The organism is Parasaccharibacter sp. TMW 2.1884, from assembly GCF_023337695.1.
Taxonomy (GTDB): domain Bacteria; phylum Pseudomonadota; class Alphaproteobacteria; order Acetobacterales; family Acetobacteraceae; genus Bombella; species Bombella apis.
In genome coordinates this window covers 177,659-203,508 of record NZ_QORR01000001.1, presented here as the reverse complement: position 1 = coordinate 203,508, position 25,850 = coordinate 177,659, and the positions used below count along the sequence as shown (strand labels likewise).

Below are 25,850 nucleotides of genomic sequence, written 5' to 3'. Positions count from 1 at the left end.
CGGCCAGACAGAAAGGTTCACCCACCACGGGCATGAAGAGGGCACACAGCCCCATTTTCAGGGAGAATTCCCCCATGTCAGCCCACACATCCTCCACAGCAGGACAACCCATACCCGTAACACTGATTCCCGGTGATGGAATCGGCCCGGAAATCACACGGGCCACAAAAGAGGTTCTGGCGGCCCTTGGCGCCCCCTTCCTCTGGGACGAGCAGAAAGCCGGAGTCCATGCTCTGGAAGACGAAGGAACCCCTTTGCCGGACGCCACCCTCCGCAGCCTGGAACGCACCCGCCTTGCCCTCAAGGCACCGCTGGCCACGCCCAGCGGCACGGGATTCCGCTCCGTCAATGTCACACTGCGCCAGAAATTCGACCTTTACGCCAACATACGCCCTGCCCGCACTCTTCTCCCACGGGATGACCTGCGCCGCTATGACGGGCTGGACATCGTGCTCATCCGGGAAAATATCGAGGGTTATTACGCCGCCCGTGACTATTATCTTCCCCAGGGCGATGACCCGCAGGGCATGGCTCTTTCAGCTGGTTATACAACACGGGCCGAATGCGAACGCATCGTGACCCATGCCTTTGACTATGCACTGGCCCATGGTCGCAGAAAGGTAACGCTGGTCCACAAGGCCAACATCCTCAAGCTGATGAGCGGCCTTTTCCTGGAAACAGGACGCAAGGTTGCCGCCCGTTATGAAGGGCGCATCGCCTGTGATGAACGGATCGTGGATGCCTGCGCCATGCAGCTCTGCCTCGACCCCTCCCAGTTTGATGTGATTGTCACCACCAATCTGTTCGGTGACATCCTTTCCGACCAGATATCCGGTCTGACAGGTGGGCTGGGACTGGCTCCGGGGGCCAATATTGGAAAAGACATGGCCATCTTCGAGGCCGTGCATGGCTCCGCTCCCGACATTGCCGGACAGAACAGGGCGAACCCCACGGCTCTCCTGCTCGCAGGCGCCCTCATGCTGGACCACACAAACCATGCAGCCCTGGCCACCCGCCTGAGAACCGCCATCATCCAGACACTCCAGAACGGCACACGCACGGGCGACCTCGGTGGCACGGCCACAACAGACCAGTTCACCAGAGCCGTCATAAACGCCCTGGAGAAACCCTGAACCGGAACATGAAAAAACCCGGCCTTTTCTGGCCGGGTTCTGACCTCATCCAGGCCTGAAAGCAGGGCTCAGACCAGATGCTTGAGCAGGATGCTGCGATGGATGACCGAAAAGCCCCAGAACATCAGGCTGATAGCCACATAATAGCCCAGCGCCGCCTGTGCCGTGATCGGGTTGATGCAGAACAGTGTCACGCCCAGAACAATATTGACGATGGCATCCAGCGCCATGAAGCTGCGGCCATAAGGCGAAGCCCCCATTCCGGCCAGCTCCATCACGCCACGCACGATGAACCATGCAGCAACCCAGATCGTCAGCCCGATGGCCGACCCTACGGGATTGAAGAAGATCAGGATGGCCAGGATGATGAAGAAAATACCCAGGAGACCATCCAGCATCCGGCGTTCCATACCTGTCCGGCGGAACACATCCACCAGCGTGAAAACCCCGACGAACAGAAGCCCGACCGCAATGAGGGCCGTAAGAGAGATGATGCTCAGCACGGGTGTCATGGCCACAAGCACACCCGTGAGGACGATCAGGGCCCCCATGACGATTCCACAATTACCTTCCTGCTTTACCAGATTTTTCTGCTGATTATCAGTCATGAGCCTTATCCCTCCATAATCTTCCCTGAAAAGGATGACGTATATTCACATTTCTGACAAGTATCAGAAGCCATGCGTAATAATGATGCCTGCCATCTTTTCCAGCCTGACATATCCTGCCATCTTGGCCTGCCATGCGCACATGCATGACAGTACGGCATGGAGCAGAAAGGAGGACCCTCATGATGACGGGGGCAAAGCTGGTGCTGATGCGCCACGGGCAGAGCCTGGGCAATGAGGCCAACCTGTTCACGGGCTGGAATGATCTGGACCTCTCCGCCAACGGCCATGAGGAAGCCCGCAGGGCAGGCCGCCTGATGCGGCACCACGGCTTCCTCTTCGATGCAGCCCACAGCTCCATGCTGAAAAGAACCATCCACACACTGCATCACTGTCTGGACGAGCTGGACCAGTCATGGCTGCCGGAATACAGGAGCTGGCGGCTGAATGAACGCCATTATGGTGCCCTGCAGGGGCTGAACAAGGACGACACCATCGCACGCTACGGTCGGGAACAGGTGCAGCAATGGCGCCGGAGTTTTGACGTCACACCGCCAGCTGTAAAGCCGGACAGCCCGCACCATCCGGGGAACGACCCCCGCTATGCCTCCATCCCTAGATGCGATCTTCCCTGCGCCGAAAGTCTGGCCATGACCATGAAGCGGGTGCTGCCCTACTGGCAGGATACGCTGCTGCCAGCCCTGCGGCAGGGCCAGTCCCTGCTTGTCATCACGCATGGGACTGTCATGCGGGCCCTCATCGGCCATCTGGACGGCCTGTCCCCCGAGGAAACGCAGACGCTGGAAATCCCGACAGGCACGCCACTTGTCTATGAAATGGATGATACCGGCAACCCTGAACAGCCCCACTATCTGGAACCTTCAGACATCATCCTCGACGACATCCCGCATCCGTTGTGACAGGGTACGCCCTTCTCCATCTTTCCATTCTATCCAACCGTTGGCAGAACGTCCCAACAAAAAGCTGGCAGCTGGCGAAGGATTCTTGAAAAGCGTGTCCCGTGTCAGCACCAGCCTTTCTCCCTCCAACCGCAAAAGACCGTTGTCAAGAGCTTCCTGACGCCCCTCCGCCGCACGGGGAGCATATTCCTCATATCTCGGAGAAGACCTGCGTCCATAAGACCCTGCCAAAATCACCATGCCTTCTTCGGTATAGTGGCCCCGCCCTTCAACACCAGTCCCTCGACAGAAAAACAGTTCCGGTACATCATCCTGCACTTGGGCAACCTGCCCTTCACCTAAAGGAAACTGCTCCAGGACCGGTTTAAAAACAGGATACCCCAGAGTCGTCAACAGAATGCTGATGGTCTCAAAGAGTTCATCACAGACAGCCCTCATGGAGGGAGACATGTGCGGGAAATCCCCGCCTTTCTGTCTGTTGTCCAGCACATACCGGCCGACCGCCTCTGCCTGCCTGAGAGACCACACCTCCAGAAAACGGGCATGCACCTCGGTCAAGACATCCGTCGACGTGACAGCCACCACAGCCCTGTTCCAGAAATCCTTTTCCCCGTTATGCTGCTTCAGCCGCTCCCCCAACTTTCCGGTCTGACCAACATATACTTTCGGCCGTTCCGTCTTATCTTCCTCCCCGAAAAGAAAATAAAGACCCACCCGCCCTGCTTCCGGTCTTTGTAAAAAAAGACGCAGCTGTGACCGGGGAATTTCAACCAGACTGACAGTACGGGTCACAACCGAGGCGACACGCAGACTCTGGGGATCCCCAGACGGCAAAAAAATCTCGATGGTCTGAGGATGTGGCATGAGCATTCCGTCCTGTCCTTCCAAAAAACATCAGAAAACGGACTGCCGTTTTCCATACCCGCTATTCACACGCTCATCCCCAGATCATCCACCATTCCATCCGCGGAAACTGTGGGTAAACTCTACAAAGGACTTCAGCTGTGCCCCGCACCCTGCGTGGCGGTGATGAGGCTGAACAGGGCCGTCCCGCAGCACATATAGAGGATATTGCGCTTCGGCCCCCCAAAAGTGAGGTTCGAACAGCCGACAGGCAGGCGGATACGGCCAATCATCTGGCCATGTGGATTATAGATGAACACACCGCAAAGCCCCAGCGGCCCCCAGGCACCGCACCAGAGGTTGCCCTCCACATCGGTGCGCAGGCCATCAGGGCGCATGGCCCGGCCAGCCAGCGTAAAATCCGTGAAGAGACGCCCGTTGGTCGGCCGCCCCTGTTTCAGGTCGAACACATGAATGGCATGGTCCGGCAAAGGCGGCTGCGCACCAGGGCCCACACCAGAGGACGCCACATAGAGCCGGCTACCATCAGGGGAAAAACAGAGACCATTGGGCCCTGCCACATCCTTCTGCCCCAGCACGGCCTCCACCTTCCCGGTTTTTGCATCCACCCGGAAGGTATGATCCTCCTGCCGACGCAACCCGCCATACTGGCTTGTCAGCTCCGCATCCAGATAAGGATTGAGATGACGCTGGGGATTGGCAGGGCCATCCACATCGGCGTGGCCTTCCACCACTCCGTCCCCGTAGGCCGGGTCTGTGAACCAGATGCTGCCATCGGGTGCTGCCACGACATCATTGGGAGAGTTGAGCGTCCTGCCCCTGTACCGGTCCGCCAGCACGGTGACACTGCCATCATGCTCCCAGCGTATGACCCGGCGCATCCCATGCTCACAGGTCACCAGCCGCCCTTCAGCATCAAACGTGTTGCCATTGGCATTAAAACTTTCCCGCCGGTACAGGCTCACATGGCCCTGCGGCCCATCCTCCGGGTCGTAGCGATACTGGCACCCCGTAATCGTATCGCTCAGCAGCAGAAAACGCCCGACCGTACACCAGGCCGGGCCTTCCAGCCAGCCAGCCCCCTGCCAGAGCTTCCGCAAGGGAGCATTGCCGTAATTCACAAGCCCGAAGGATGGATCAAGCGCCAGCACGTCAGGGTCGGGCAGATTGACCGGTGTCTCCTCCGCACCCCATGTCCGGGGCGGGGAGGAAATCACACTCGGGCCCGACACGATGGACCCAAGAGCATGTCCCGCCACGGGAGACGCCGCTACCCCTGCAAGACCCGCCAGCAGACCGCGGCGTGTCAGACGGCCGGCAGAACCACCAGCCCCTGCTTTTCCATCCCGCATCGGTTCATCCATATTCACATCCTCCCCCGGCCCGTTTCATGCGACATCCAGCACTCACACCAAGGTAGAACTCAGCACGACGCAATCAATACCCGAAGGCAAAAGCACGCTGCACGGCCTGGACATCCTGCACCCCACCGGCCAGGAGCAGCTGCAGCAACAGACGGGCCTTCTGCGGGTTGAGGTCATACGACGCCACGAAGTGATGGGCCTCATCATCCACTTCCACATCACGGTTGACAAACCCGTCACCGACACGGCTGGAACGTACGACTACAATCCCCGCCCGGACGGCCCTGTCCAACGCCTGCATGGCCTGGGCCGACACATTGCCATCCCCCATTCCAGCAATGACGATCCCCTTCACACCGGCACGGATGGCATCATCAATCTGGCGACCATCCATATCCGCATGCGCATACACCACATCCACAGCAGGCAGCGTTGCGCCATCCGGCAGGGACAGGAACAGACGGGGCCGCGGCGGCCCGTAAAAGCGTACGGCGGCAGGGTCCACAATACCCACAGGCCCTGTCTGTCGGGACACGAAGGTCTGCAGGACCGTGCTGTCCGCCTTGCTGACCCAATGGGCCGCATGGATGGTATCATTCAGCACGACCAGCACCCCCCGCCCCTTCGCCTGCGGATGGGCTGCCACCTTGACTGCCTCATAAATGTTGGCCGGACCATCCGCACTGATGGCCGAGCCCGGACGCATGGCCCCTGTCATCACCACAGGCTGGTCATGATGCAGGACGGTATCCAGAAAGAAGGCTGTCTCCTCCATCGTATCCGTCCCGTGGGTGATGACTACGGCATCGGCCTCATGCCGGGCAAAAGCCTGATTGATACGCTCCATCAACCGGAACCAGACCTTGTGATTCATGTCCTGCGAAGGAATGTTGGCGATCTGCTCCACCTGAAGCTGGGCCAGCCTGTCCACACCCGGCACAGCGGCCACAAGCTGCTGCCCCGTTGTCGAGCCTGCATCATAACCGATGGCAGAACGTGGGTCCGCCTTTCCCGCTATGGTCCCCCCCGTGGCCAGAACGAGCACACGGGGCAACCGCCCCATGCCCTGCCCTGCCTGCGCCGAAGCCGGGGTGGCGGCCACCAGCCCGGTACCAAGCGGAAGAACCCTGAGAGCGGAAAAAACCAGCTTCAGGCAGCGCCGGGCCCCCTTATGGGGTTTCAGACTGTTCAGCGTGTGTCGGATGGTCATGACGGACGGCCCTTTCTTACACGAAAGCCACGATGAGCGGACCAAGCAGGGTCAGCAGCACATTGGCCACGGCATAGGTAATGGCAAAGGGAACAGTAGGGCTGCCATGGCCAGCCTTGGCCAGAACCTCACCAAAAGCCGGATTGGAGCTGCGTGTCCCCGCAAGAGCCCCTGCAAAGAGGGCAACATTCCGATACCCCAGCAGAAAACGCCCGACAAGAGCCGTGATCACCAATGGCACGATGGTGACGATCATGCCCAGCAGCAGAATCGTTCCCCCCTGGCGGGTAATGATCGCCACGACCTGTCCACCTGTCTGAAGGCCTGTCACTGCGACGAAACCTGCCAGACCGAAACTGCCCCAGAGCAGGCAGACAGAAGACGGCATGGCGCCGTAGCCCGGATGTCGCCCATGCCACCAGCCAAAAAGCAGGCCGGACAGCAGGGCCCCACCACCACTGCCCAGCGTGATGGGCACCCCGCCCAGATGGACGACCACAAGCCCGAACAGCAGCCCCAGCGCCATGCCCAGCATGTTGTAGACAAGGTCCGTCGTAACCGGCACGGCAGTCCGCTGGACCGTCCCATTCTGGACAGCAGGCAGCGTATCCTCCGTCGCATCTTCTGTCAGGGATTCTGCCTTCAGCGCATCATCCCGCAAATTGCGACGCATGCAGAGTGGCAGAATGGTGGCGCAGAAAATGATGGTGCCGATGGACCCGAAGATATAGGTCACGGCATAGCCGACAGCAACATCCGCCTGCATCTGCTGCACCTGAGCCAGAGGGAGGCCAAGCTTCTCCAGAGCGGAACTGGCAGTGCCAATGATGGCAGACTGCGTCAGCCCCCCTGCCGCCAGACCGGCGGCTATGCCTTTGTCCAGATGGAACAGCCGCGCAACCCCGATAACGGTCCCGAACGCACTGATGGCCATAATGACCGCCAGTGCCACCTCCCGCAGGGACTGCCGCCCCAGAGAGCGGAAAAAGTTTGGGCCACTGCGATATCCCACAGCGTAGATGAACAGGATGAACAGTACTGTCCTGAGGCTGGACCCCACATGCACACCAAACTGGCTGATCAGCACGGCCATCAACAATGACCCTGCCACGCCCCCAAGCTGAAACACGCCTATCCTTATGCGCCCGATCAGAAAGCCAAAACCGACGGACAGGAAAAAAGCCAGCTCTGGATTCTCTCCAAAAAGATGAGACAACCCGTGAAACAGACGCTGGAACATGCCGTGACCTTTTCTCCAAACAGTCATGGAGAAAGCCTGGCGGTTTCCCAACCAGGCTTTCTCTACAGAACATTACTTACCGATTATGGGACGTTCCATCCAGACGGGATGGATGCCAGCGAACAGCCTACCCGAAAGCCACAATGAACGGCCCCAGAAGAGTCAGCAGCACATTGGCCACGGCATAGGTAATGACAAAAGGGATGGCCGGTGTGTTGTTGCCTGCCTTGGCCAGGACCTCACTGAAGGCCGGGTTGGCACTACGTGCCCCCGACAGGGCCCCGGCAAACAGGGCGACATTCCGGTACCCCATGAAGAAACGGCCAATAAGCGCCGTAATGACCAGCGGCAGGATCGTCACCACCATACCGAGCAGCAGGAGGAGCACCCCCTGATGGACAATGACTTCCACAGCCTCCCGGCCTGTCTGCAACCCCGTCACCACCACGAAGCCAGCCAGACCGAAATTGCCCCAGAAGGAACAGACAGACGACGGCATCTCCCCATAACCGGCGTGCCGCCTGTGCCACCAGCCGAACAGCAGGCCGGACATCAGTGCCCCACCCCCACAACCGAGCGTCAGGGACATACCCCACACACGGATGACCACAAGGCCAATGACCAGCCCGACAGCCACGCCGAGCATGTTGTAGACGAGATCGGTCGCCGCTGGAACAACGCCACGCTGCTCGGTCTCACCCCCCACATCCTCCGGCAGTCCCCCTGCCTCTGCCGCCAAGGCATCGGCCTTCATGTCACGCCGCATGAAGAAGGGCAGGATATCCACGCAGAAAATGATGGTACCGATGGAACCGAAAATATAGGTCACGGCATAACCTGCAGCCACATGGGCCTGCATCTGCTGCAACTGTGCAGCGGACAATCCCAGCTCTGCAAGGGCCGAACTGGCCGTACCAATGATGGCAGACTGGGTCAGCCCTCCTGCCGCCAGACCGGCCGCCATGCCCTTGTCCAGGTGGAACAGACGCCCTACCCCGACAACCGTTGCAAACCCGCTGACAGCCAGAATGACAGACAGCATGATCTCTCGCAGGGACTGCCGCCCCAGAGAGCGGAAAAAATCGGGCCCGCTGCTATACCCCACCGCATAGATGAAAAGAACGAAAAGAACGATCTTGAGGTCAGAATCCATCTTGACGCCAAACTGGCTGATCAGGACCGCCATCACCAGCGACCCTGCAATACCGCCGAGCTGGAACGTACCAATCTTTATCTGACCTATCCAAAAACCAAGACCGATGGAAAGAAAAAAAGCCAGCTCCGGACTCTGCGCAAAAAGCGACGACAGACCGTGAGACAGAAACTGGAACATTTCGGGACCTTTCTCCCAAACACTCAATGAAAAGCCACACACGTATCACGGCCCATGGTGGCTTTTCTGCGACCCGTTTTTACTCAGCTGCTGTAAAAATTTCCTCGAGATGTTCTAGGGAGACAGCCTCCCGGGTATCGGGAATGGGCTTGCCCTCGTGGTCCAGTTTTTCAATCTCGTACACAATGAAACCCTCATCATCATAATGTACATCGATGACGAGGAAGCGGTCGGACGCATCGCCTTCACCACGATGCTCTTCCGTCTTCACCAGCTTCTGGTCCTTGGCGAACGGCAGGTCAGCCAGCTTTTCTTCGTCGATCTGACGGACGGCATGGTTCCATTCTTCGTAGGTCTTCCGGATGGCCGCATAGATTGCTGCCGTATCGGGAAATTCTTCAACATCCTCTGTCGTGGTGACATCCACCGTAGCAATGTCGGACCCGAAATTGGCCTGCACCTGATAAGGCTCGGGCGCAATCGCCTTCACAGCCTCCAGAATACGCTCAAGGAACTCAGGCCCATACATGGATGAATTGAAATTCAGCATCTTGGAACGATCAAGAGTAACACTGATTTTGGCAGTTGTGGCCATGGCCCCCTCCTGGATAAAAAATTGCCGGGGCCCATTCTACCAGAACAGGGGGCCTCGCACACCCCCTCAGGGGTCAGTCACGCCCCACGCACAACCTCATCCTCATGCTGGAATCTGGCTTTTTCCCTGATGAATACTGGCAATTCATGACATGAACGCCATAAAACACACCTGCGTTACAAAAACGTAACATGGTTGCTGATGGGCCAGCCTCATGCCCCTCGCCCTCGCCAACAGCCACACAGCCGATGGGATTGGCCCTCAGAGAGGGAACGGCATGAGATGGTTAACGCAACATGCTGAAGAAGGTAACATCAGGCTACACGAACACCAAATATATTAAAATAAGATTTCTTTTAATACTTCAGAAAGCTTCCATCCGCCACAAGGCTTTAAAAAGGCTTTTTTAAGTCTTATCCATGGTGATATCTGTTACTTCACGAGGGAATCATGTCAAAATTTTCAGCTATCATGCATAACCCGAATGAAAGCCTTGAGGATACTGACGACCTGAGAGAGCGGCTGCATTTCCTCCAGCTGGATGAACAGGACTGCCTGGCCATCCGCCGTATTGAAAAATACGTCATCAGATGCCTGCCCAAGGCATTGGATGCCTTCTATGACACGGTCCGCCGGACCCCCCAGACCAGAAGCTTTTTTTCCTCAGAAGCACAGATACAGAAAGCCAAAAAGGCGCAGCTGACTTACTGGAAGAACATCGCAGGTGCCAATTTCGGCCTGCAATATGCCAATACGGTGCGCCGCATCGGCCGGACCCACGCCGAAATCGGGCTGGAACCACGCTGGTACATCGGCGGCTACGCCCTGCTGCTTGCCAACATCATCGCAGATGTCTCAAATCAGCTGGCCCCTCCGGCACCGCTGTTGCCCCCAAAGATGCCCTTCTCCAAGCTGACGGACTCCCTCGCCAGCCTCAGCAAGGCCGTCTTCCTGGACATGGACCTCACCATTTCCATCTACATTGATGAAGCCAGAAAGCTCAACAAGGAAGAAATGAGCAAACTGGATGAGGCCATTGAAGAAGAACGCCGGTTTGTGACTGAGCGCTTTGGCCACATCATCGACGCCCTTGCCAACAAGAACCTCTCCCACACGGTGGATGGGAACTTCCCCAATACCTACCTCCCCATGCGGGACAACCTCAATCACGCCATCTCGTCCCTCTGCCAGACGCTTCATACCATCAGCGAGGCAACGGAGAGCATCGACAATACCGCTGATGAGATCAACAGCGCGGCACAGGACCTCGCCCAGCGCACGGAACGGCAGGCTGCCTCTGTCGAAAAAACGGCCGCTGCCGTGGAGCAGATCACCGCTACGGTATCTTCCACCGAATCCCGTGTCAGCGAGGCGACCCAGTTCGTTGAGGAGTGCCAGGCCATCACGGAACGTTTCGGCACCATGATCCGCCGTGCCAGCACGGCCATGGAAGAGATTGAACGTTCTGCCGAAGCCGTAAACAAGATCACCAACGTCATCTCCAACATTGCCACGCAGACCAACCTTCTGGCACTGAACACCGGTGTTGAAGCCGCCCATGCGGGCGAAGCTGGCAGCGGGTTCCGTGTCCTGGCGCAGGAGATCCGCAAACTGGCCAACCGGGTGGGCGATGCTTCCGAAGAGGTGAAGGACCTCATCAATACCTCCCAGACCCATGTTGATTCCGGTTCAGCCATCATGAAGGATGCCAGCAGCGCCATCGACACCATCATCTCCAGCGTGGCCAATATCGGCACACATCTCAGAGAGATCTCAAAGGCCACATCTGAGCAGGCATCGGCCCTGCGGGACGTGAATGGTGCCGTCGTCACCATCGACCAGGGCACCCGGGAAAACGCCGCCATGGTGGAAGAAACCTCTGCGGCCACCTCCAACATGGCCCAGCGGACACGCCAGCTACGGCAGCTGCTGGATGGGTTCGTTCTCCGGGGACAGAAATGATACGGGGGGCCTCAGTGCCCCTCCAGCCGGTCGGCATACTGCACCATGGAGCAGTACAGGACAGACAGGACAACAAACGCCCTTCTCTGACCATCCACCCGACCTGAAGTCGCACTGGCCAGACAGCGGAAGACGGTCCCGCTGAACAACAGATCACTGATGGTGTCCATCCCCCATGAAAAAAGGTCCGGAGCCTGGCACCCCGGACCTTTTCCCTAATGGGTCATGTTGCCATGACCTCACCCTGTCGGACCTTTTCAGGCCTGATGGGCGGCACGATAGCGCTCACCAAGGGCGTTCGCAGCCACCATGGCATGATAGACATCATCCGGCGTGACCTTGAAGGGCAGATTGCCCATCGTATCGTCCTTGTCACAGGCGATCTCGGCCACCTTGCGCCAGTCAGCCTCCACAAACTCCTTGACACCCAGCTCCTTGAGGGTCATCGGCAGGCCAGCTGCCCGCACGACACGCAGCACCTCTTCAATCTCTTCCTTCGGTGCATTCTCCAGCACCAGCTGGGTCATCAGACCAAAGACCACCTTCTCACCATGCTGGGCATGATGGAGATCCTCGATAGCGGTCATGCCATTATGCACGGCATGAGCAGCGGCAAGACCACCCGTCTCGGCACCGGTCCCGCTGAGATAAATGGTTGCCTCGACCATTTCTTCCAGAGCCCGGGTCGGCACCTTGTTGCGCACGGCATCCATGGCGAGATCAACATTCTTGCAGACCAGGTCATAGCACATGCGGGCCAGACCGAGTCCCGTACGGGACGGACGCTTGCAGGAAAGGTTCACCCCATCAGACCGGTAGCAGGCGCGGGCCTCAAAGTATGTGGAAAGGGCATCACCGATACCAGCAGCAAAGAAGCGCACCGGGGCACCGGCAATCACACCCGTATCAGCCACAACGACATCGGGATTCTGCGGCAGGAAGAGGTACCGGTCGAACTCGCCCTTCTCCGTATAGATCACAGCCAGCGCAATGCAGGGTGCATCGGTGGAGGCAATGGTCGGATAGAGGATGAGTGGCAGCTTGTAATAATGGGCAACGGCCTTGCTGGTATCCAGCGTCTTGCCACCACCAATACCGACAATGACATTGGCACCACGTGTCTTGGCCAGCTCGCCCAGACGCTTGATCTCGGCATCCGTACATTCACAGCCGAACCTCTCGGCTGTGCCTTTCAGCCCGGCTTTCTCCAGCCCAGCCACGGATTCCTTCTGGACACGCTCCACAAAGAATTCATCGCTGATGATGAAAGCGTTGTCGCCAAAATCTTTTACATAGTCATGCAGCTGGGCCAGCAGACCCGTACCGATGATGAATTTCTTGGGGGCTGAAACGGTGCGCGGGGTTTTCTCAACCATGCTCGATATCTCCTTCAAGCATATGTAAATGCCTTGTTACCCCGCCACGCTACCCCTTCGCCCGCCACTTGACCAGAAGACATTACTGGCTTTCACAACATGCCAGCATGTATTGCCATGCATAGGTGACAGGCGTGTCCCGCCTCCTCTCTGATCTCACCTCATGGCTGGCAAATAACAGGACAAATACAACCCTCTTTATTGAGGGATGAATATCCGGCAAACGCAATTACCAATATGAGAATTATTGCATCCTGTTCTCAACAAAAGGTCAGGACCACTTTTCAGAACAGCGGCATATTGTCTATCAGCCGCACGGCCCCCAGCTGCACGGCCAGCAAGGCCAGAGCCCCCTCCCGGACCTCCTCTTCAGCCTGGAACGTATCCGGATTCACGATGGTGACATAGTCAATATCCACAAGCCCGGCCTGCACCAGCACATCCCGCATGGCCCCCTCCAGCACGGCACGGCGGCGTTCACCAGCCTGCACCAGGGTCCGGCCCCGGCAGAGAGCCTGATGCAGCACCGGGGCCCTGTGGCGTTCCGCCTCCGTCAGACGACTGTTGCGGCTCGACCCGGCAAGACCGTCCGCCTCCCGCCATGTTGGCAGGGTCACAATATCTACCGGAATATTCAGGTCCCGCACGAACCGCTGGACAACAGCACATTGCTGGGCATCTTTCTGCCCAAAATAGACCCGCTGCGGCTGGATGATGTTGAAAAATTTCGCCAGCACCGTCGCCACACCCGCAAAATGGCCGGGACGGGACGGCCCCTCAAGCTCCAGCGCCACACCACCAACATCCACCTGCGTGGCGAACCCTTCAGGGTAGAATTCTGCCGCTTCCGGCGTAAAAACACAGGCCACGCCCTCCCTGCGCAGCAGGGCAATATCCCGTTCCAGCGCCCGGGGATAATTGGCAAGATCATCCGCCGACCCGAACTGTATGGGATTGACAAAGAGACTGACGACAACAGCATCAGTCTCCTCCCGGGCACGGCGAACAAGCGAAAGATGCCCCTCATGCAGGAAGCCCATCGTCGGTACAAAGCCGACCCTGCCAAGCTGCGCCCGCTCCTGCCGCATCTCCTGAACCGTCGTGCAGAGTTTCATGTCGTCCCTTTCCCGGATGATTGCCCTCGCAGGCTACGCCTTTCCATACCCTGTCTGCCTCCTGTCTGTCTTCCCCGACAGGCCGGAACAGGCTAACAACACCTCACCGCCGCCACACCCAGCCAGAACGGACTGCCCATGCCCGACACCAGTACGGCCCGTACACTCCCCATTGCCATCATCGGGGCTGGCCCGGCAGGGCTGTTTGCCGCTGAATGTCTGAGCCGGAAGGGCCATGAGGTCCATCTGTTCGACCACATGGCCAGGCCGGGACGGAAATTCCTCATGGCAGGCCGCAGCGGCCTGAACCTCACCCACAGTGAACCGCTGGAACCATTCCTGCAACGCTACGGGACAGCACGGGACTGGCTGGAACCTGCCATCCGCCACTTCCCGCCCGAGGCTCTCCGCCTCTGGGCTGAAGGATTGGGCGAACCCTGCTTCACCGGCAGTTCTGGCCGGGTCTTTCTGAAATCCCTCAAGGCCTCTCCCCTGCTGCGCCGCTGGCTGGTCCGCCTTCAGGAACAGGGCGTGCAATTCTTTCCCCGCCACAGGCTGACAGATATGCAGGGCCTGTCTCTCACCTTCCAGACACCGGAAGGCCCGGTCCAGCAGACAGGACGTGCCGTCATCCTCGCCCTGGGGGGCAGCAGCTGGGCACGACTGGGCAGTAACGGGCAATGGGCATCGCTGCTGGAACAGCACTGCACGCCTTTTGCCCCCTCCAACTGCGGCTTCATGCCGGACTGGCCTGCCGAATTCCTGCTCCGCCACGAAGGCGAGACCCTGCGGGGAGTCACGCTCAACTTCGCCGGCCAGACACATCGTGGCGATCTCATCATCACGAAACGGGGGCTGGAGGGAGCGCCACTTTACGCCCTTTCAGCTCCACTGCGACAGGCTCTGGCAAAATCAGGCGGAGACACCGTAACCGTCCACCTGAATCTCCGCCCGACTCTGACGCAGGAACGCATACTGGAACGCCTCGCCCGCCAGCGTCTCCGTGAAAGCCGGAGCAACAGGCTGCGCAAGGCTCTGGGGCTGGACCGTACCATGCGGGAGCTGCTCACCCAGCTCTGCCCGGACGCCCGCACACCCGGTGAGCTGACAGACGCCATCACGCAGGCCCCCCTGCACCTTGTGGCTCCTGCTGCGCTGGACAGGGCCATTTCCACCGCCGGAGGGCTGAAACAGGCAGCGCTGGATGAAGGCTTCATGCTGCGCCACCAGCCCGGCCTGTTCGCCTGTGGTGAAATGCTGGACTGGGATGCTCCTACAGGGGGCTATCTGCTCCAGGGCTGTTTTTCCACCGCCTGCTTCTGTGCAGAGGCTGTTCATCACTGGCTCTCCCGTCCATTGCCCGGTAAAGTGGCGCCATGAGTTCATCACATTTTGGCCCCCTTCTTCTTGGCACCACAGCCCGTGGTGAGGATGCCCACATCGACCTGCCTGAACTGCTGGCTACCCGCCTGCTCGTGCAGGGCAATTCCGGCTCTGGGAAATCCCACCTCCTCCGGCGTCTGCTGGAGCAGAGCGCAACTCTCGTCCAACAGGTCATCATCGACCCGGAAGGGGATTTCGTCACGCTGGCAGAAAAATACGACCATCTCGTCATCGAGACGGACACACAGTCCGAAGCCAGCCTGCGAAGTGCGGGGGAACGGGTCCGGATGCACCGGGCCTCTGTCGTGCTGAATCTTGAGCAGAGCGAGCCGGAAGGGCAGCTCCGTTCTGTCGGTGCCTTCCTGACCGGCATGTTCGAAGCGCCAAGGGCCTACTGGTATCCTGTCCTCATCGTGGTGGACGAAGCCCAGCTCTTCGCCCCCATTGCCGGGGGTGATACCTCTGACGAGGCACGCCGCCTCTCCCTCAATGCGATGACCAACCTCATGTGCCGGGGACGCAAAAGGGGCATGGCAGGCATCATTGCCACCCAGCGTCTGGCCAAGCTGGCCAAGAATGTCGCCGCCGAGGCTTCCAACTTCCTGATGGGACGGACCTTTCTGGATATCGACATGGCTCGTGCCGCCGACCTTCTGGGCATGGAGCGCCGTGCTGCCGAAGGCTTCAGGGACCTTGCCCGTGGGCAGTTCATGGCGCTGGGACCCGCCCTCGCCCGTCGCCCCCAACGTGTCACCATCGGTCCGGTCGAGACAGCCAGCCATGCAGGTGGCCCTGCCCTCATGCCGCTTGAACAGCCCAACATTCCTGTGGATGAGCTGCGGGATCTCATCCTCGAGGCCCCGCCGGAACCCGCTTCCCGCCCCCGCAAGGAACCGGCTGCCCCCAAACCGGACCTGCTGGCGCAGCTTGATGCCTACAGCTCCTCCCGTGACGCCAGAGAGCAGCAGCAGAGCCAGCAGATGGCTGCACCAGACCCGGAAACTCTCTGGACTCTCGTCGCCGAAGCCGGACAGGATGAGGATGCCGCCTACCGGCCACTCGCCACCCTGTATCAGGACTTCCAGATGAGGGCACGGCTGGCCGGGTTCTCCCGCAACATCCTGCCCATGCCGCAGTTCCAGACCATGCTGAGCACCATCCGCTGCGGTATCACCCGTGAACGGGCCGAGAGCGAGGCCTGGCAGGACATCCAGCAGCGGGCCAGCCGCCTGCCGGACGACATGCAGCCTGTCTATTTCCTGCTCGCCCATGCAGCCATGGAAGGCAAACCCTGCCCGGATGATGCCGCTCTGGCCCGGGCCTATGGCACCCATTCTCTAGGGCGGGCACGGCGGCAGCTTACTTATCTTGAGAAATGCGAGGCCATCATCCTTCAGGGCACGGGCCGCCACCGTCGGATCGCCATTATTGGCCCGGGCTGGCAGACAGCCTCCCCGGCCTGACCCCCCTGAACAGCCCCCATGGGAAGGAGCCGCCCGGGCAAGGGTCTCCTTTCCCCACGAAAAATGGCGGAGCCAGAGGCCCCGCCATTTCCTGATGCCCAAAGAAAGGGCCATCACTGAACCGGTAATAACCGACCCTGTATCAGTCCACCACCTTCGGCGGGGGGACAACACGCAGACGCTCAATCACACGGTCCCGCAGCTCTTCCGGCGTTGCATCACCAGGAACACGGATCACCGGCTCGTCATCTGTCGGCTCCTCCAGAGTGGCCAGCTGGCTCGGCAGAAGGGTCGGCGGCATATAATGCCCGACACGGTGCTTCAGCCGGTCCTCTATGATCTTCGGGTCCACCTTCAGGTAGACGAACTGGACCGGAATATGCTTGGCCAACGCATCACGATATTTCTTCTTCAGGGCGGAACAGGTCAGCACGGCACCGGTCCCCTTCTCGGCGCACTTGGCCAGCCAGTCGTGGCACAGCTCCAGCCAGGGGGCACGATCTTCATCCGTCAACGGGTGGCCACTGCGCATCTTTTCCACATTGGCTTTGGGATGCAGGTCATCACCTTCCTGAAACGGCCAGCCAAGGCTCTTGGAAAGCAGCTCAGCCACAGTGGTCTTGCCGTTGCCGGAAACCCCCATCACCACAATGTAATGCGGAGCAATACCCGATGCAGCCTTGGCGGCTTCTTTTTCTGTCATGGCGTCCATTGTTCAACCTCCCGTTCGGTGGCAACCAGCACATCGGTTGCCATATTGGGGAACAAACCATGCTCCACCACGCCTACCGTACCATCCAGACGCGTGGCGAGAGCCTGCACGTCACTGATCGGACCGAAAGCGCAATCAAGTATCCTGTTCCCGTTATCGGTAATAAGCAGCTCGCCTGTCAGATGCCGACGGGGACGGATGACCTTTGCCCCCAGAGCCTCCAGACGGGCTGCCGTTGCCTCGTAGCCAAATGGAACAACCTCCACTGGTACAGGCACCCGCTGGCCAAGCTGGTCAACCGGTTTGGTTACATCCACGATCACGACAAAACGCCGTGACGCCTGGGCAACGATCTTCTCACGCAGCAGAGCAGCCCCCAGCCCCTTGATGAGATTCAGCGTCTTGCGCTCCACCTCATCTGCGCCATCAATGGTGATGTCGACTACGGAATGTTCTGCAAACGTCGTGATCGGAATCCCCGCTGCACGGGCAAGTCTTGTCGATTCCTCGGAGGTCGGGATGGCATGAATATCCAGCCCTTCCCCGGCAACACGCTCACCGAGCCTTTCAATCATGAATGCTGCGGTACTGCCTGTCCCCAGCCCGACGACCATCCCCGGTTTGACGAGGCTTGCAGCAAGATGGGCAGCAGCACGTTTACAGTCATCTACATTCATGAAAGCTCTCCAGCAGCGGCTTCATCGGCCAGTATGAGGATTTTCCCCTCGGAAACAATACGCCCTGATGGGATGCTGCCATCCCCCTGACGCAAACGGGCCAGCATTGGTACTTTATTTTCCCCGGTGACAAGGAAAACGACCAGTGCACTGGAGGCAATGGCCGGGTAGGTCAGCGTAAGGCGCTCATGCGGGGCCGTACGGGGCGCTGCGACGCCAACCCAGGCCTTCTTTTCCTCAAGGACAGGCTCCCCCGGGAACAGGGATGCCGTATGCCCATCCGTACCCAGGCCAAGCATGACGATATCAAACAGCGGGCGGCCTGCTTCCAGCTTCGTGGCACCATAGGCCTGTTCCAGAACGCTCTGGTAGCTGGCAGCATCTTCCGCAACCGTAGCGGCTGTCGGCATCGGATGGACCTGAGCCGCCGGGATGGAGACCCTGGAGAGCAGCAGCTCCCGGGCGCTGGCATGGTTGCTGTCCGCATGGCCCTCGGGCACGTGACGTTCATCCCCATAGAAAATTTCGACACGGGACCAGTCCACCTGCCGGGCCATGTCGGGCTGGGCAAGAATCGCAAAAAGCTGCTTGGGCGTGGATCCACCAGAGAGAGCAATGCGCACCCTGCCCTGTTGCTTTTCTTTCACCGTCCTGATCAGCAGTCTGGCCATTTCCATAGCCACGGCTTCTGAGTCCTTCAGAACCTCTACGACCGCATGGCGCATGTCTGTCGTCATACCCGTACCCTCCGAATCACGTCATCTCCCCTGCTGGCAGGGGGCTAGCGGCATAATGAACGTCTCGGCAGCATATGCCCAGCCACCTTCATCAGGTTTTCCGGTCACATGGGTGGCTTCTTTCTTCACGGAATCCGGCGCCTGCCCCATGGCGATGCCCATGCCAGCCGCCTGCAGCATCGGGATGTCATTGGGGGCATCGCCAAGAGCAGCCACTTCCTGCGGTGTTACGCCATACAGTCTGGCCAGCTCTGCCACCGCCTTGCCCTTCGTGGCCAGGGCAGGTGTGATGTTCAGCTTGTGTGGGGCCGAACGCAGCAGGCTCGCCCGCCCGGCAAAAGGAGCCGCCAGCTCGGCTTCCAGCCGGGCAATCAGGGCTGTATCGTCAGAACAGACCATAAGGCGGTTCACGGTCTTCGGCGTGACGGGCCATGAAGATACTGCCCGGGGCGTGATGCCCGTCAACTCCTGCTCCCGCTTTGCCAGCAGCGTCTGACTGTCACGCACCAGCCATTCCTGTTCTGTCTGAAACCAGACCTCCACAGGGAAAGGAGACAGAGCTTCGAGAATAGCCGCAAGATCCCCGACAGAAAAATGGTGGCTCTTCAGAATGGTGCCATCCGGCATGAAAAAGACGCCCCCATTAAATCCGGCACAGGGCCCTTTCAGCCCGAGCTGCCGGACATAAGGCAGCACAGCCGCCGGGATGCGGGCACTGACGAGCGCCAGAGCCACACCCCGCTCTGCCAGATGCTGGACGGCCGTGCCTGTTGTGGGAGAAATGGTTCTGTCAGAACCAAGAATGGTGCCATCCATATCGGACAGCACCAGCCTGATCCTGGGGGATGTTTCTGTCATGAGTATCTTCCTCCCTCACGGGGGAAGAAGGGGTGCGGCCCCCTACCGCATCCCCCATTCTCCAGAACAGTTTATTTCTTGCGCTCGGTATGGCCACCAAATCCATACCGCATGGCCGAAAGAGCCTTCTCGGCGAAATTGTTGCCGGTACGGGACCGGAAACGGGTATAAAGGGCTGCGGTCATTACCGGGGCAGGCACGGCCTCCTCAATGGCGGCTTCGATCGTCCAGCGGCCTTCACCGGAATCCTGCACCTCGCCACTGAACTCGCTCAGATCACCAGAACGGGCCAGCGCCTCGGCTGTCAGGTCCAGCAGCCAGGAGGACACGACACTGCCACGGCGCCACACCTCGGCAATATCAGCCAGATGCAGGTCATAACGCTCATCTTCCGGCAGCTTTTCGGAGTTCTTGCTGGCCAGCACATCAAAACCCTCAGCGATGGCCTGCATCATGCCGTATTCGATGCCGTTATGGATCATCTTCACGAAATGACCAGCCCCGGCCGGACCACAATAAAGATACCCCCTCTCGGCCCGCGGGTCGTGGCGGCCATCATCCTCACGGTCCGGCGTGCGGGGCACATCACCCATGCCCGGAGCCAGCGCATCCAGAATGGGGTCCACATAATCCGCAGCGTGCTTCTCGCCGCCATACATCATGCAGTAGCCACGCTCCAGCCCCCAGACACCACCAGAGGTCCCGACATCGATATAATCGATGCCACGCTCGCCCAGCTCTTTCGCCCGGCGGATATCTTCCTTGTAATAGGTGTTGCCACCATCGATGATGATGTCACCTTTGCCCAACAGCGGGGCGAGCTTCTGTATGCAGTCTTCCGTCACCTTGCCAGCTGGCAGCATGACCCAGATGACACGACGCTCCTCACTGGAAAGGAGTTCGGCCATTTTCTCGAAGGTCTCGGCCCCCTGGGCACGCCCCTTCTCTGACCGCTCGACAATCTTCTCGGTGACAGCGGGAGTCCGGTCGAACACGACAACATCATGCCCCTTGCGGGTCAGGCGGACGGCAATATTGCCACCCATGCGGCCAAGTCCGATAATTCCGATACGCATCCTCAAGCTCCTTTTAGAATATCTGTCACCAGCTGAGCGAGACGGTCCAGTCCTTCATGCAGGGGACCGACAACATGCACACGCAGCGCACGACGGCCACGAGCGGCCAGAACGTCGAAATCCCCCCGGGCCTGAGCGGCCTTGACGACACCAAAGCTGTAAGCGTGTCCCGGTATGGGCAGGTCCGCAGCATCATCCGCCGTCACCTGCAGGAAGACACCGCTGTTGGGGCCCCCCTTGTAAGCCTGACCTGTCGAGTGGAGGAACCGTGGACCAAACTGCGCCGCCGTGGCGACATGAAGCCGATCCCTCAACTCTGTTCTCACCGTCTGCTCCCAGGCGATATGGGCTTTGTTCCGCTCAATGTAAGCGAGGAGGCCAATATAGTCGTTCTTGCCCACACGGTCAAAATGAGCTTTCAGAATGGTTTCTGCACTACCGCTGCCCAGCGCCTCACGGTTGCGCTCATCAGCGTAAAAAGCGAGGTTTCCATCCTGGGCGAACGGCGTCTCTTCCGGCAGATGGCCCGTCTCGGCATAGGCTTTGGTCAGCTTGCGGGTCTCAACCTTGCTGAATTCCACATCAGGCTGGTCAAAAGGATTGATTCCCAGAACGGAGCCAGCCACCGCCGTGGCAAATTCAAACACGAAGAACGCCTGCACGATCTGCCCGACATCCTCGAGATGCAGGGTCACGACAGGATGTCCCGCCTCCCGCAGGGCCTTGATCCCCGGGCTGACGGGCTCATGCCCCAGCCGCAGTTCCACGAACATGCGGTCATCACCATAAACCTCCGGCGCCCCCAGCGGCTCGCCATCAATAGGGATGAGCCCCGTGCCATTCTTGCCGGTGCTTTCAGCCAGAAGCTGCTCCAGCCAGGCACCGAGGGAGGCGATCTTTTCCGAAGCCACGAACGTGACCTTGTCCCGCCGGAAACTTGTGGCCGCCACCCCAAGGGCCAGCCCCAGACTGACACCAGGGTTTGTCACAGGCGGAACGGAAGCATCGCACGCCTCGATCATCAGCTGCGTGCTGTCCAGCAGGGCCCGGACATCGTACCCTGCTGCCGCCGCCGGAGCGAGACCAAAGGCGGACAGAACGGAATACCGCCCGCCGATCTCCGGGTTGCCGTGGAAGATATGGGCAAAGCCACGGTCTCTGGCCAGTGTTTCCAGCGATGAGCCGGGGTCCGTCACGGCGACGAAACGCTCACCGGGCTGACGGCCAAGGGCCTTCTCCGCCTGATCCCAGAAATAGGCGAACAGGATGTTCGGCTCCAGCGTACTGCCGGACTTGCTGGACACGATGAACAGCGTGTTGGCCGGGTCGATGGCCCGGCTGAAGCTGGCAACCTGCTGAGGGTCCGTACTGTCCAGAACATGCAGCTTTGGGCCACCGGGGGCTCGGCCAAAGGTTTCCTCCAGCACTTCCGGTCCGAGGCTGGAACCGCCCATGGCCAGCAGCAGCACGTCGCTGTAGCCACGTTCCTTCACCTCACGGCCCAAGGTCTCATAAGACTCAAGAGCCGCACGGCCATTCTTGACCACATCCAGCCAGCCGAGCCATCGGCTTTCCGGCCCACCGGTCCAGACGGACGCATCACGCTCCCAGATGCGCCGCACCTTGCCATCCTGGCTCCAGCTCTTGCCCGCCGCAACCACGGCATTTTCCAACTCACCCGACAATGCCAAGGATACTCGCATAAGACGTTCCCCCAAAACAGCTTCCCGGCGGGCTGCCACCGCACCGAGCAATCCATCAAAAGCGACCTCGAAAGCCGTCACACCTTCTTCCAACAAGGTGGTGGTCACACTGTCCAGATCAAGCCCCAATCGCCCTGCTTCTGCCAGAATCAGGCTGGCGCTCTCTCCACCCTGCGCAAGGCGCTCCTCCGGGATACCGTGATCCCGGAAGGCTTCCAGCGTACGGGGTGGCAATGTATTGACCGTATCAGCGCCAATCAGCTCCTCCACGTACAGCACGTCACGATAGGCCTTGTCCTTCGTGCTCGTACTGGCCCAGAGAAGACGCTGAGTCTGCGCTCCTTTCCCTGCCAGAGCTTTCCAGCGCGGGCTTTCCGTTACCCTGAGATAATGCTGATACGCCATGCGGGCATTGGCAATGGCCACCTGCCCCCGCAGGGCCTTCAACGCCTCGGTTTCCGGGTCACCGGCGGCCAGACGGCGGTCGATGCGGGCATCAATGCGCCCATCAATCCGGCTGACAAAGAAAGACGCCACACTACCAACGTGATTCACCGGCAGACCGGCCTTCACCCTGGCCTCCAGCCCCCGCAGATAGGCGTCCAGCACCTTCTCGTACATGCCCAGCGCAAAAAGGAGCGTGACATTGACGTTGATGCCCTCGGCAGTAGCCTGCTCAATGGCTGGAATGGCCTCTTCCGTCGCCGGAATCTTGATCATCACATTGGGGTGACCAACACGCTGCCAGAGCCTGCGGGCTTCTGCCAGCGTGCCTTCAGCATCATATGCCAGGTAAGGAGAAACCTCGAGACTGACATAGCCATCCCGTCCGCCGGTTTCGTCAAACACGGGCCGCAGAACCTCGCAGGCCTGACGGATATCTTCCACGGCCAGCGCCTCATAAAGCGCACCGGCTGTCAGGCTGCCGCTGGCCAGGAGGGCCTGCACGGCTTCCTCATATTCCGCACCATGGCCAATGGCCTGCTCGAAAATGGCCGGGTTGGAGGTCACCCCTTTCAGGGCGTCCTCCTTCACCATGGCTGCCAGACGGCCATCCTCGATGAAATCCCTCCGGATGAAATCCAGCCAGATGGACTGCCCATGGCTGACCAGACGGGTCAAAGGTGTCTCTGGCGGGGTGTTTTCCATCACTCTCACTCCTTATCCAGTCAGTCTGCCTTCTGTAACAACTGGCGGGCCTGTTCATAAACAGAGTCTACCGTAAAGCCGAACTTCGCCATCAGCTCTGCTGCTGCGCCGGATTCTCCAAAGCTGTTCATGGCAATGACGACACCATCCAGCCCCACATAGCGGTCCCACCCAAAGCCGGAAGCCATCTCTACACCGACACGCCTACGGACAGAAGGTGGCAGGACGGTGTCACGATAGGCCCTGTCCTGGCTCTCGAACAGATCGAAGCTTGGCATGGAGACCACACGGGCCCGCACGCCTTCAGCCTTCAGCCGCTCATAGACACCGACCACGAGCGAAACCTCGGAGCCGGACGCCATCAACAGAATCTCCGGCTCACCCTCACAGTCCGCCAGAACGTAGCCACCACGGGCCACACCCTCGGCCGAGGCATACCGGGTACGGTCCAGCGTTGGCAGGTTCTGCCGTGTCAGGGCAAGGGCCACGGGGCCAGCACGATGCTGCATGGCCACACGCCAGCTTTCCACCACCTCATTGGCATCTGCCGGACGCAGCATGGTCAGCCCCGGCATGGACCGGAACTGGGCGAGCTGCTCGATGGGCTGATGGGTCGGGCCATCCTCCCCCACGCCGATGGAATCATGCGTGAACACATAGATCACCGGCAGGTGCATCAGCGCTGCCAGACGGATGGCGGGCTTCATGTAATCAGAAAAGATCAGGAAGCCCGCACAGAAAGGCCGCAGGCCACTCAGGGCCAAGCCGTTGCAGATGGCGGCCATCGCATGTTCACGCACACCGAAGTGCATGTTGCGGCCATCATAGCCAGCCCCTTCCTGCACCATGTTCGAAGGGGCCTGCACCGACCGGGCGCCCTTGATGAGTGTCTTGGTAGAAGGCGCAAGGTCCGCCGCCCCGCCAACCAGCCAGGGGAACTGGGATGCCACGGCATTGAGCACCTCCCCGGAACTCTGGCGGGAGGCCAGCCCTTTCTCATCCGCCGGATAGACAGGCAGCTCCGTTTCCCAGCCTTCTGGCAGGGTTCCGGCAAAAATGTGCCGCAGCTCGTCCCCTTCCTTCGGATACCGGGCGCAGTACTCGGCAAACCGTGCCTCCCATTCCGCCTGTGCTCTGGCACCACGCTGCCCGGCCAGTGCCTCGAAATGCTCCTGCACGCCATCCGGCACGGTAAAATGCGGCGCATCTTCGGGCCAGCCATAGGCCTTCTTGGCCCCTGCCAGCTCCTCCATGCCAAGCGGCTCACCATGGGCAGAGGCCGTTCCCGCCTTGCCCGGTGCCCCATAACCGATGATCGTCCTGAGAATGATCAGGGTCGGGCGGGAGGTTTCCTCCCGTCCCTGTTTCAGGGCTTCACAGATGGCAGGCACGTCGTTGCCATCAGCAACTTCCAGCACCTGCCAGCCATAGGATTCAAACCGCATGGCCACATTCTCCGTGAAGGTCACATCCGTGGAGCCCTCAATGGAAATGCGGTTGCTGTCATACACCCATGTCAGGTTGCCCAGCTTCAGATGTCCGGCCAAGGATGCGGCCTCGGCCGCAACCCCCTCCATGATATCCCCATCACCACAGAAAGAGGTAATGTGATAGCCAAAGAGGTCGAACCCCGGGCGGCCGTAATGTGTGGCAAGCCATCGCTCGGCCATGGCCATGCCCACCGCACTGCTGCACCCCTGCCCCAGCGGGCCGGTCGTGATCTCCACCCCGGCTGTCAGCCCGTATTCGGGATGGCCCGGTGTGCGGGATTCAAAACGGCGGAAATTTTTCAGGTCTTCCAGCGTCAGGGCGGGGCGATCGACCACCTGCCCGTTCTCAATATCCTTCACCCCGGCCAGAAACACCGTGGCATAGAGGAGGATGGACGCATGCCCACCCGAGAGAATAAATCGGTCACGCCCCGGCCAAAAGGGATCGGCCGGGTTATAATACATCGTAAACTGCCAGTAAGCATACATGGCCGGGGCCAGAGCCATTGCGGTACCCGGATGGCCGGATTTTGCACGCTCCACACTATCCATCACCAATGTGCGGATCGTGTCTATGCTCATTTTCGACAGCATACTGTTCACTGATCTAACGTCCTCAATTCAAACAATCATCCGATCACCCACAGCAGGCTCATGCCCCTTAACACGGCCCGATGCAGTCCGGATATTTCACAAGTGGCCTTATCCTGCGAAAGAACGCAATGCCCTACCGGCAAATAAGATCAATTTTCCTACCCATCCCTTACAGACAGGCTGGACCTGTCAGACCCGGCGGCAGATTCCGGTCAGCCTGCCCTCTTCCATCAGGCCTGCCGCAACCACATATCCTGCACGCCAGAAAGGCCTTTTCCCCCTTGACCT

At 59.7% G+C, this 25,850-nt stretch carries 22 protein-coding genes; 5 read left to right on the top strand and 17 right to left on the bottom strand.

The features are described from left to right. Window positions 1-74 precede the first annotated feature (74 nt). Window positions 75-1,133 carry an isocitrate/isopropylmalate dehydrogenase family protein gene (locus DTI93_RS00910; protein WP_086431147.1) on the top strand — a complete coding sequence of 353 codons (1,059 nt, stop codon included), beginning with the start codon at window positions 75-77 and terminating at the stop codon, window positions 1,131-1,133. A 68-nt stretch (window positions 1,134-1,201) separates the two neighbouring features. On the opposite strand, the gene DTI93_RS00905 is transcribed toward DTI93_RS00910, so the two are convergent. Further along, window positions 1,202-1,741: an HdeD family acid-resistance protein gene (locus tag DTI93_RS00905; protein ID WP_081562957.1), complete on the bottom strand. Its 540-nt coding sequence runs from the start codon at window positions 1,739-1,741 to the stop codon at window positions 1,202-1,204. Between the two features lie 182 nt (window positions 1,742-1,923). Here DTI93_RS00905 and gpmA point away from each other — a divergent pair, with 182 nt between their 5' ends. Then, a complete protein-coding gene (gene gpmA / locus DTI93_RS00900) occupies window positions 1,924-2,661 on the top strand; it encodes a 2,3-diphosphoglycerate-dependent phosphoglycerate mutase (RefSeq protein WP_283162696.1) in 738 nt (245 codons plus the stop codon). Here gpmA and DTI93_RS00895 read toward each other — a convergent pair. The 6 genes from DTI93_RS00895 to DTI93_RS00870 form a co-directional block, all read right to left on the bottom strand. After that, entirely contained in the window at window positions 2,623-3,525 is a 903-nt protein-coding gene (locus tag DTI93_RS00895; protein WP_086431210.1) for a GIY-YIG nuclease family protein, read from the bottom strand. The genes gpmA and DTI93_RS00895 overlap by 39 nt on opposite strands. Window positions 3,526-3,659: 134 nt before the next feature. Next, window positions 3,660-4,889, bottom strand: a complete 1,230-nt coding sequence (locus DTI93_RS00890; RefSeq protein WP_081562955.1) for an SMP-30/gluconolactonase/LRE family protein — start codon at window positions 4,887-4,889, stop codon at window positions 3,660-3,662. A 73-nt stretch (window positions 4,890-4,962) separates the two neighbouring features. Continuing rightward, window positions 4,963-6,099 carry an asparaginase gene (locus DTI93_RS00885; RefSeq protein ID WP_081847739.1) on the bottom strand — a complete coding sequence of 379 codons (1,137 nt, stop codon included), beginning with the start codon at window positions 6,097-6,099 and terminating at the stop codon, window positions 4,963-4,965. Window positions 6,100-6,115: 16 nt separating this feature from the next. Beyond that, the gene (locus DTI93_RS00880; protein ID WP_249079344.1) at window positions 6,116-7,339 is read right to left on the bottom strand and encodes a hypothetical protein; all 1,224 of its coding nucleotides are present in this window, start codon (window positions 7,337-7,339) and stop codon (window positions 6,116-6,118) included. A 127-nt stretch (window positions 7,340-7,466) separates the two neighbouring features. Next, window positions 7,467-8,672 carry a hypothetical protein gene (locus tag DTI93_RS00875; protein WP_081562953.1) on the bottom strand — a complete coding sequence of 402 codons (1,206 nt, stop codon included), beginning with the start codon at window positions 8,670-8,672 and terminating at the stop codon, window positions 7,467-7,469. A 79-nt stretch (window positions 8,673-8,751) separates the two neighbouring features. After that, window positions 8,752-9,267 carry a hypothetical protein gene (locus DTI93_RS00870; RefSeq protein ID WP_043560806.1) on the bottom strand — a complete coding sequence of 172 codons (516 nt, stop codon included), beginning with the start codon at window positions 9,265-9,267 and terminating at the stop codon, window positions 8,752-8,754. 450 nt (window positions 9,268-9,717) lie between these two features. Here DTI93_RS00870 and DTI93_RS00865 point away from each other — a divergent pair, with 450 nt between their 5' ends. Beyond that, window positions 9,718-11,229, top strand: a complete 1,512-nt coding sequence (locus tag DTI93_RS00865; RefSeq protein WP_249079343.1) for a globin-coupled sensor protein — start codon at window positions 9,718-9,720, stop codon at window positions 11,227-11,229. 11 nt (window positions 11,230-11,240) lie between these two features. Here the strand turns inward: DTI93_RS00865 and DTI93_RS00860 are convergent, their stop codons facing one another. The 3 genes from DTI93_RS00860 to panC all read right to left on the bottom strand — a co-directional run bounded on the left by DTI93_RS00860 (window position 11,241) and on the right by panC (window position 13,720). Then, on the bottom strand, window positions 11,241-11,399 hold the full coding sequence (locus tag DTI93_RS00860; RefSeq protein WP_249079341.1) for a hypothetical protein: 159 nt from the start codon (window positions 11,397-11,399) through the stop codon (window positions 11,241-11,243). An 87-nt stretch (window positions 11,400-11,486) separates the two neighbouring features. After that, on the bottom strand, window positions 11,487-12,605 hold the full coding sequence (locus tag DTI93_RS00855) for a glycerol dehydrogenase (protein ID WP_081562951.1): 1,119 nt from the start codon (window positions 12,603-12,605) through the stop codon (window positions 11,487-11,489). A 284-nt stretch (window positions 12,606-12,889) separates the two neighbouring features. Then, window positions 12,890-13,720 carry a pantoate--beta-alanine ligase gene (gene panC / locus DTI93_RS00850; RefSeq protein ID WP_248630369.1) on the bottom strand — a complete coding sequence of 277 codons (831 nt, stop codon included), beginning with the start codon at window positions 13,718-13,720 and terminating at the stop codon, window positions 12,890-12,892. Window positions 13,721-13,858: 138 nt separating this feature from the next. On the opposite strand from panC, the gene DTI93_RS00845 reads away from it, so the two are divergent. Together DTI93_RS00845 and DTI93_RS00840 are read left to right on the top strand one after the other, a co-directional pair. Next, window positions 13,859-15,100, top strand: coding sequence for a TIGR03862 family flavoprotein (locus DTI93_RS00845; RefSeq protein WP_081562950.1), 1,242 nt, complete (start codon window positions 13,859-13,861; stop codon window positions 15,098-15,100). Beyond that, window positions 15,097-16,566: an ATP-binding protein gene (locus DTI93_RS00840; RefSeq protein ID WP_086431152.1), complete on the top strand. Its 1,470-nt coding sequence runs from the start codon at window positions 15,097-15,099 to the stop codon at window positions 16,564-16,566. Before DTI93_RS00845 ends, DTI93_RS00840 begins: the two co-directional genes overlap by 4 nt. A 142-nt stretch (window positions 16,567-16,708) precedes the next feature. Here the strand turns inward: DTI93_RS00840 and DTI93_RS00835 are convergent, their stop codons facing one another. From DTI93_RS00835 to tkt, 7 genes are all read right to left on the bottom strand, one after another. After that, window positions 16,709-17,269: a gluconokinase gene (locus DTI93_RS00835; RefSeq protein WP_043561569.1), complete on the bottom strand. Its 561-nt coding sequence runs from the start codon at window positions 17,267-17,269 to the stop codon at window positions 16,709-16,711. Next, window positions 17,266-17,955 carry a ribose-5-phosphate isomerase RpiA gene (gene rpiA / locus DTI93_RS00830; RefSeq protein ID WP_043560820.1) on the bottom strand — a complete coding sequence of 230 codons (690 nt, stop codon included), beginning with the start codon at window positions 17,953-17,955 and terminating at the stop codon, window positions 17,266-17,268. Before rpiA ends, DTI93_RS00835 begins: the two co-directional genes overlap by 4 nt. Continuing rightward, a complete protein-coding gene (pgl, locus tag DTI93_RS00825; protein WP_043560822.1) occupies window positions 17,952-18,692 on the bottom strand; it encodes a 6-phosphogluconolactonase in 741 nt (246 codons plus the stop codon). Before pgl ends, rpiA begins: the two co-directional genes overlap by 4 nt. Before the next feature lie 21 nt (window positions 18,693-18,713). Next, on the bottom strand, window positions 18,714-19,550 hold the full coding sequence (locus DTI93_RS00820; protein WP_081562948.1) for a Cof-type HAD-IIB family hydrolase: 837 nt from the start codon (window positions 19,548-19,550) through the stop codon (window positions 18,714-18,716). A gap of 71 nt (window positions 19,551-19,621) precedes the next feature. Then, window positions 19,622-20,626: a phosphogluconate dehydrogenase (NAD(+)-dependent, decarboxylating) gene (gene gnd, locus DTI93_RS00815; RefSeq protein WP_043560825.1), complete on the bottom strand. Its 1,005-nt coding sequence runs from the start codon at window positions 20,624-20,626 to the stop codon at window positions 19,622-19,624. A 2-nt stretch (window positions 20,627-20,628) separates the two neighbouring features. Then, the gene (locus tag DTI93_RS00810; protein ID WP_249079720.1) at window positions 20,629-23,478 is read right to left on the bottom strand and encodes a bifunctional transaldolase/phosoglucose isomerase; all 2,850 of its coding nucleotides are present in this window, start codon (window positions 23,476-23,478) and stop codon (window positions 20,629-20,631) included. A 20-nt stretch (window positions 23,479-23,498) separates the two neighbouring features. Next, the gene (gene tkt / locus DTI93_RS00805; RefSeq protein WP_232086305.1) at window positions 23,499-25,550 is read right to left on the bottom strand and encodes a transketolase; all 2,052 of its coding nucleotides are present in this window, start codon (window positions 25,548-25,550) and stop codon (window positions 23,499-23,501) included. Window positions 25,551-25,850 lie beyond the last annotated feature (300 nt).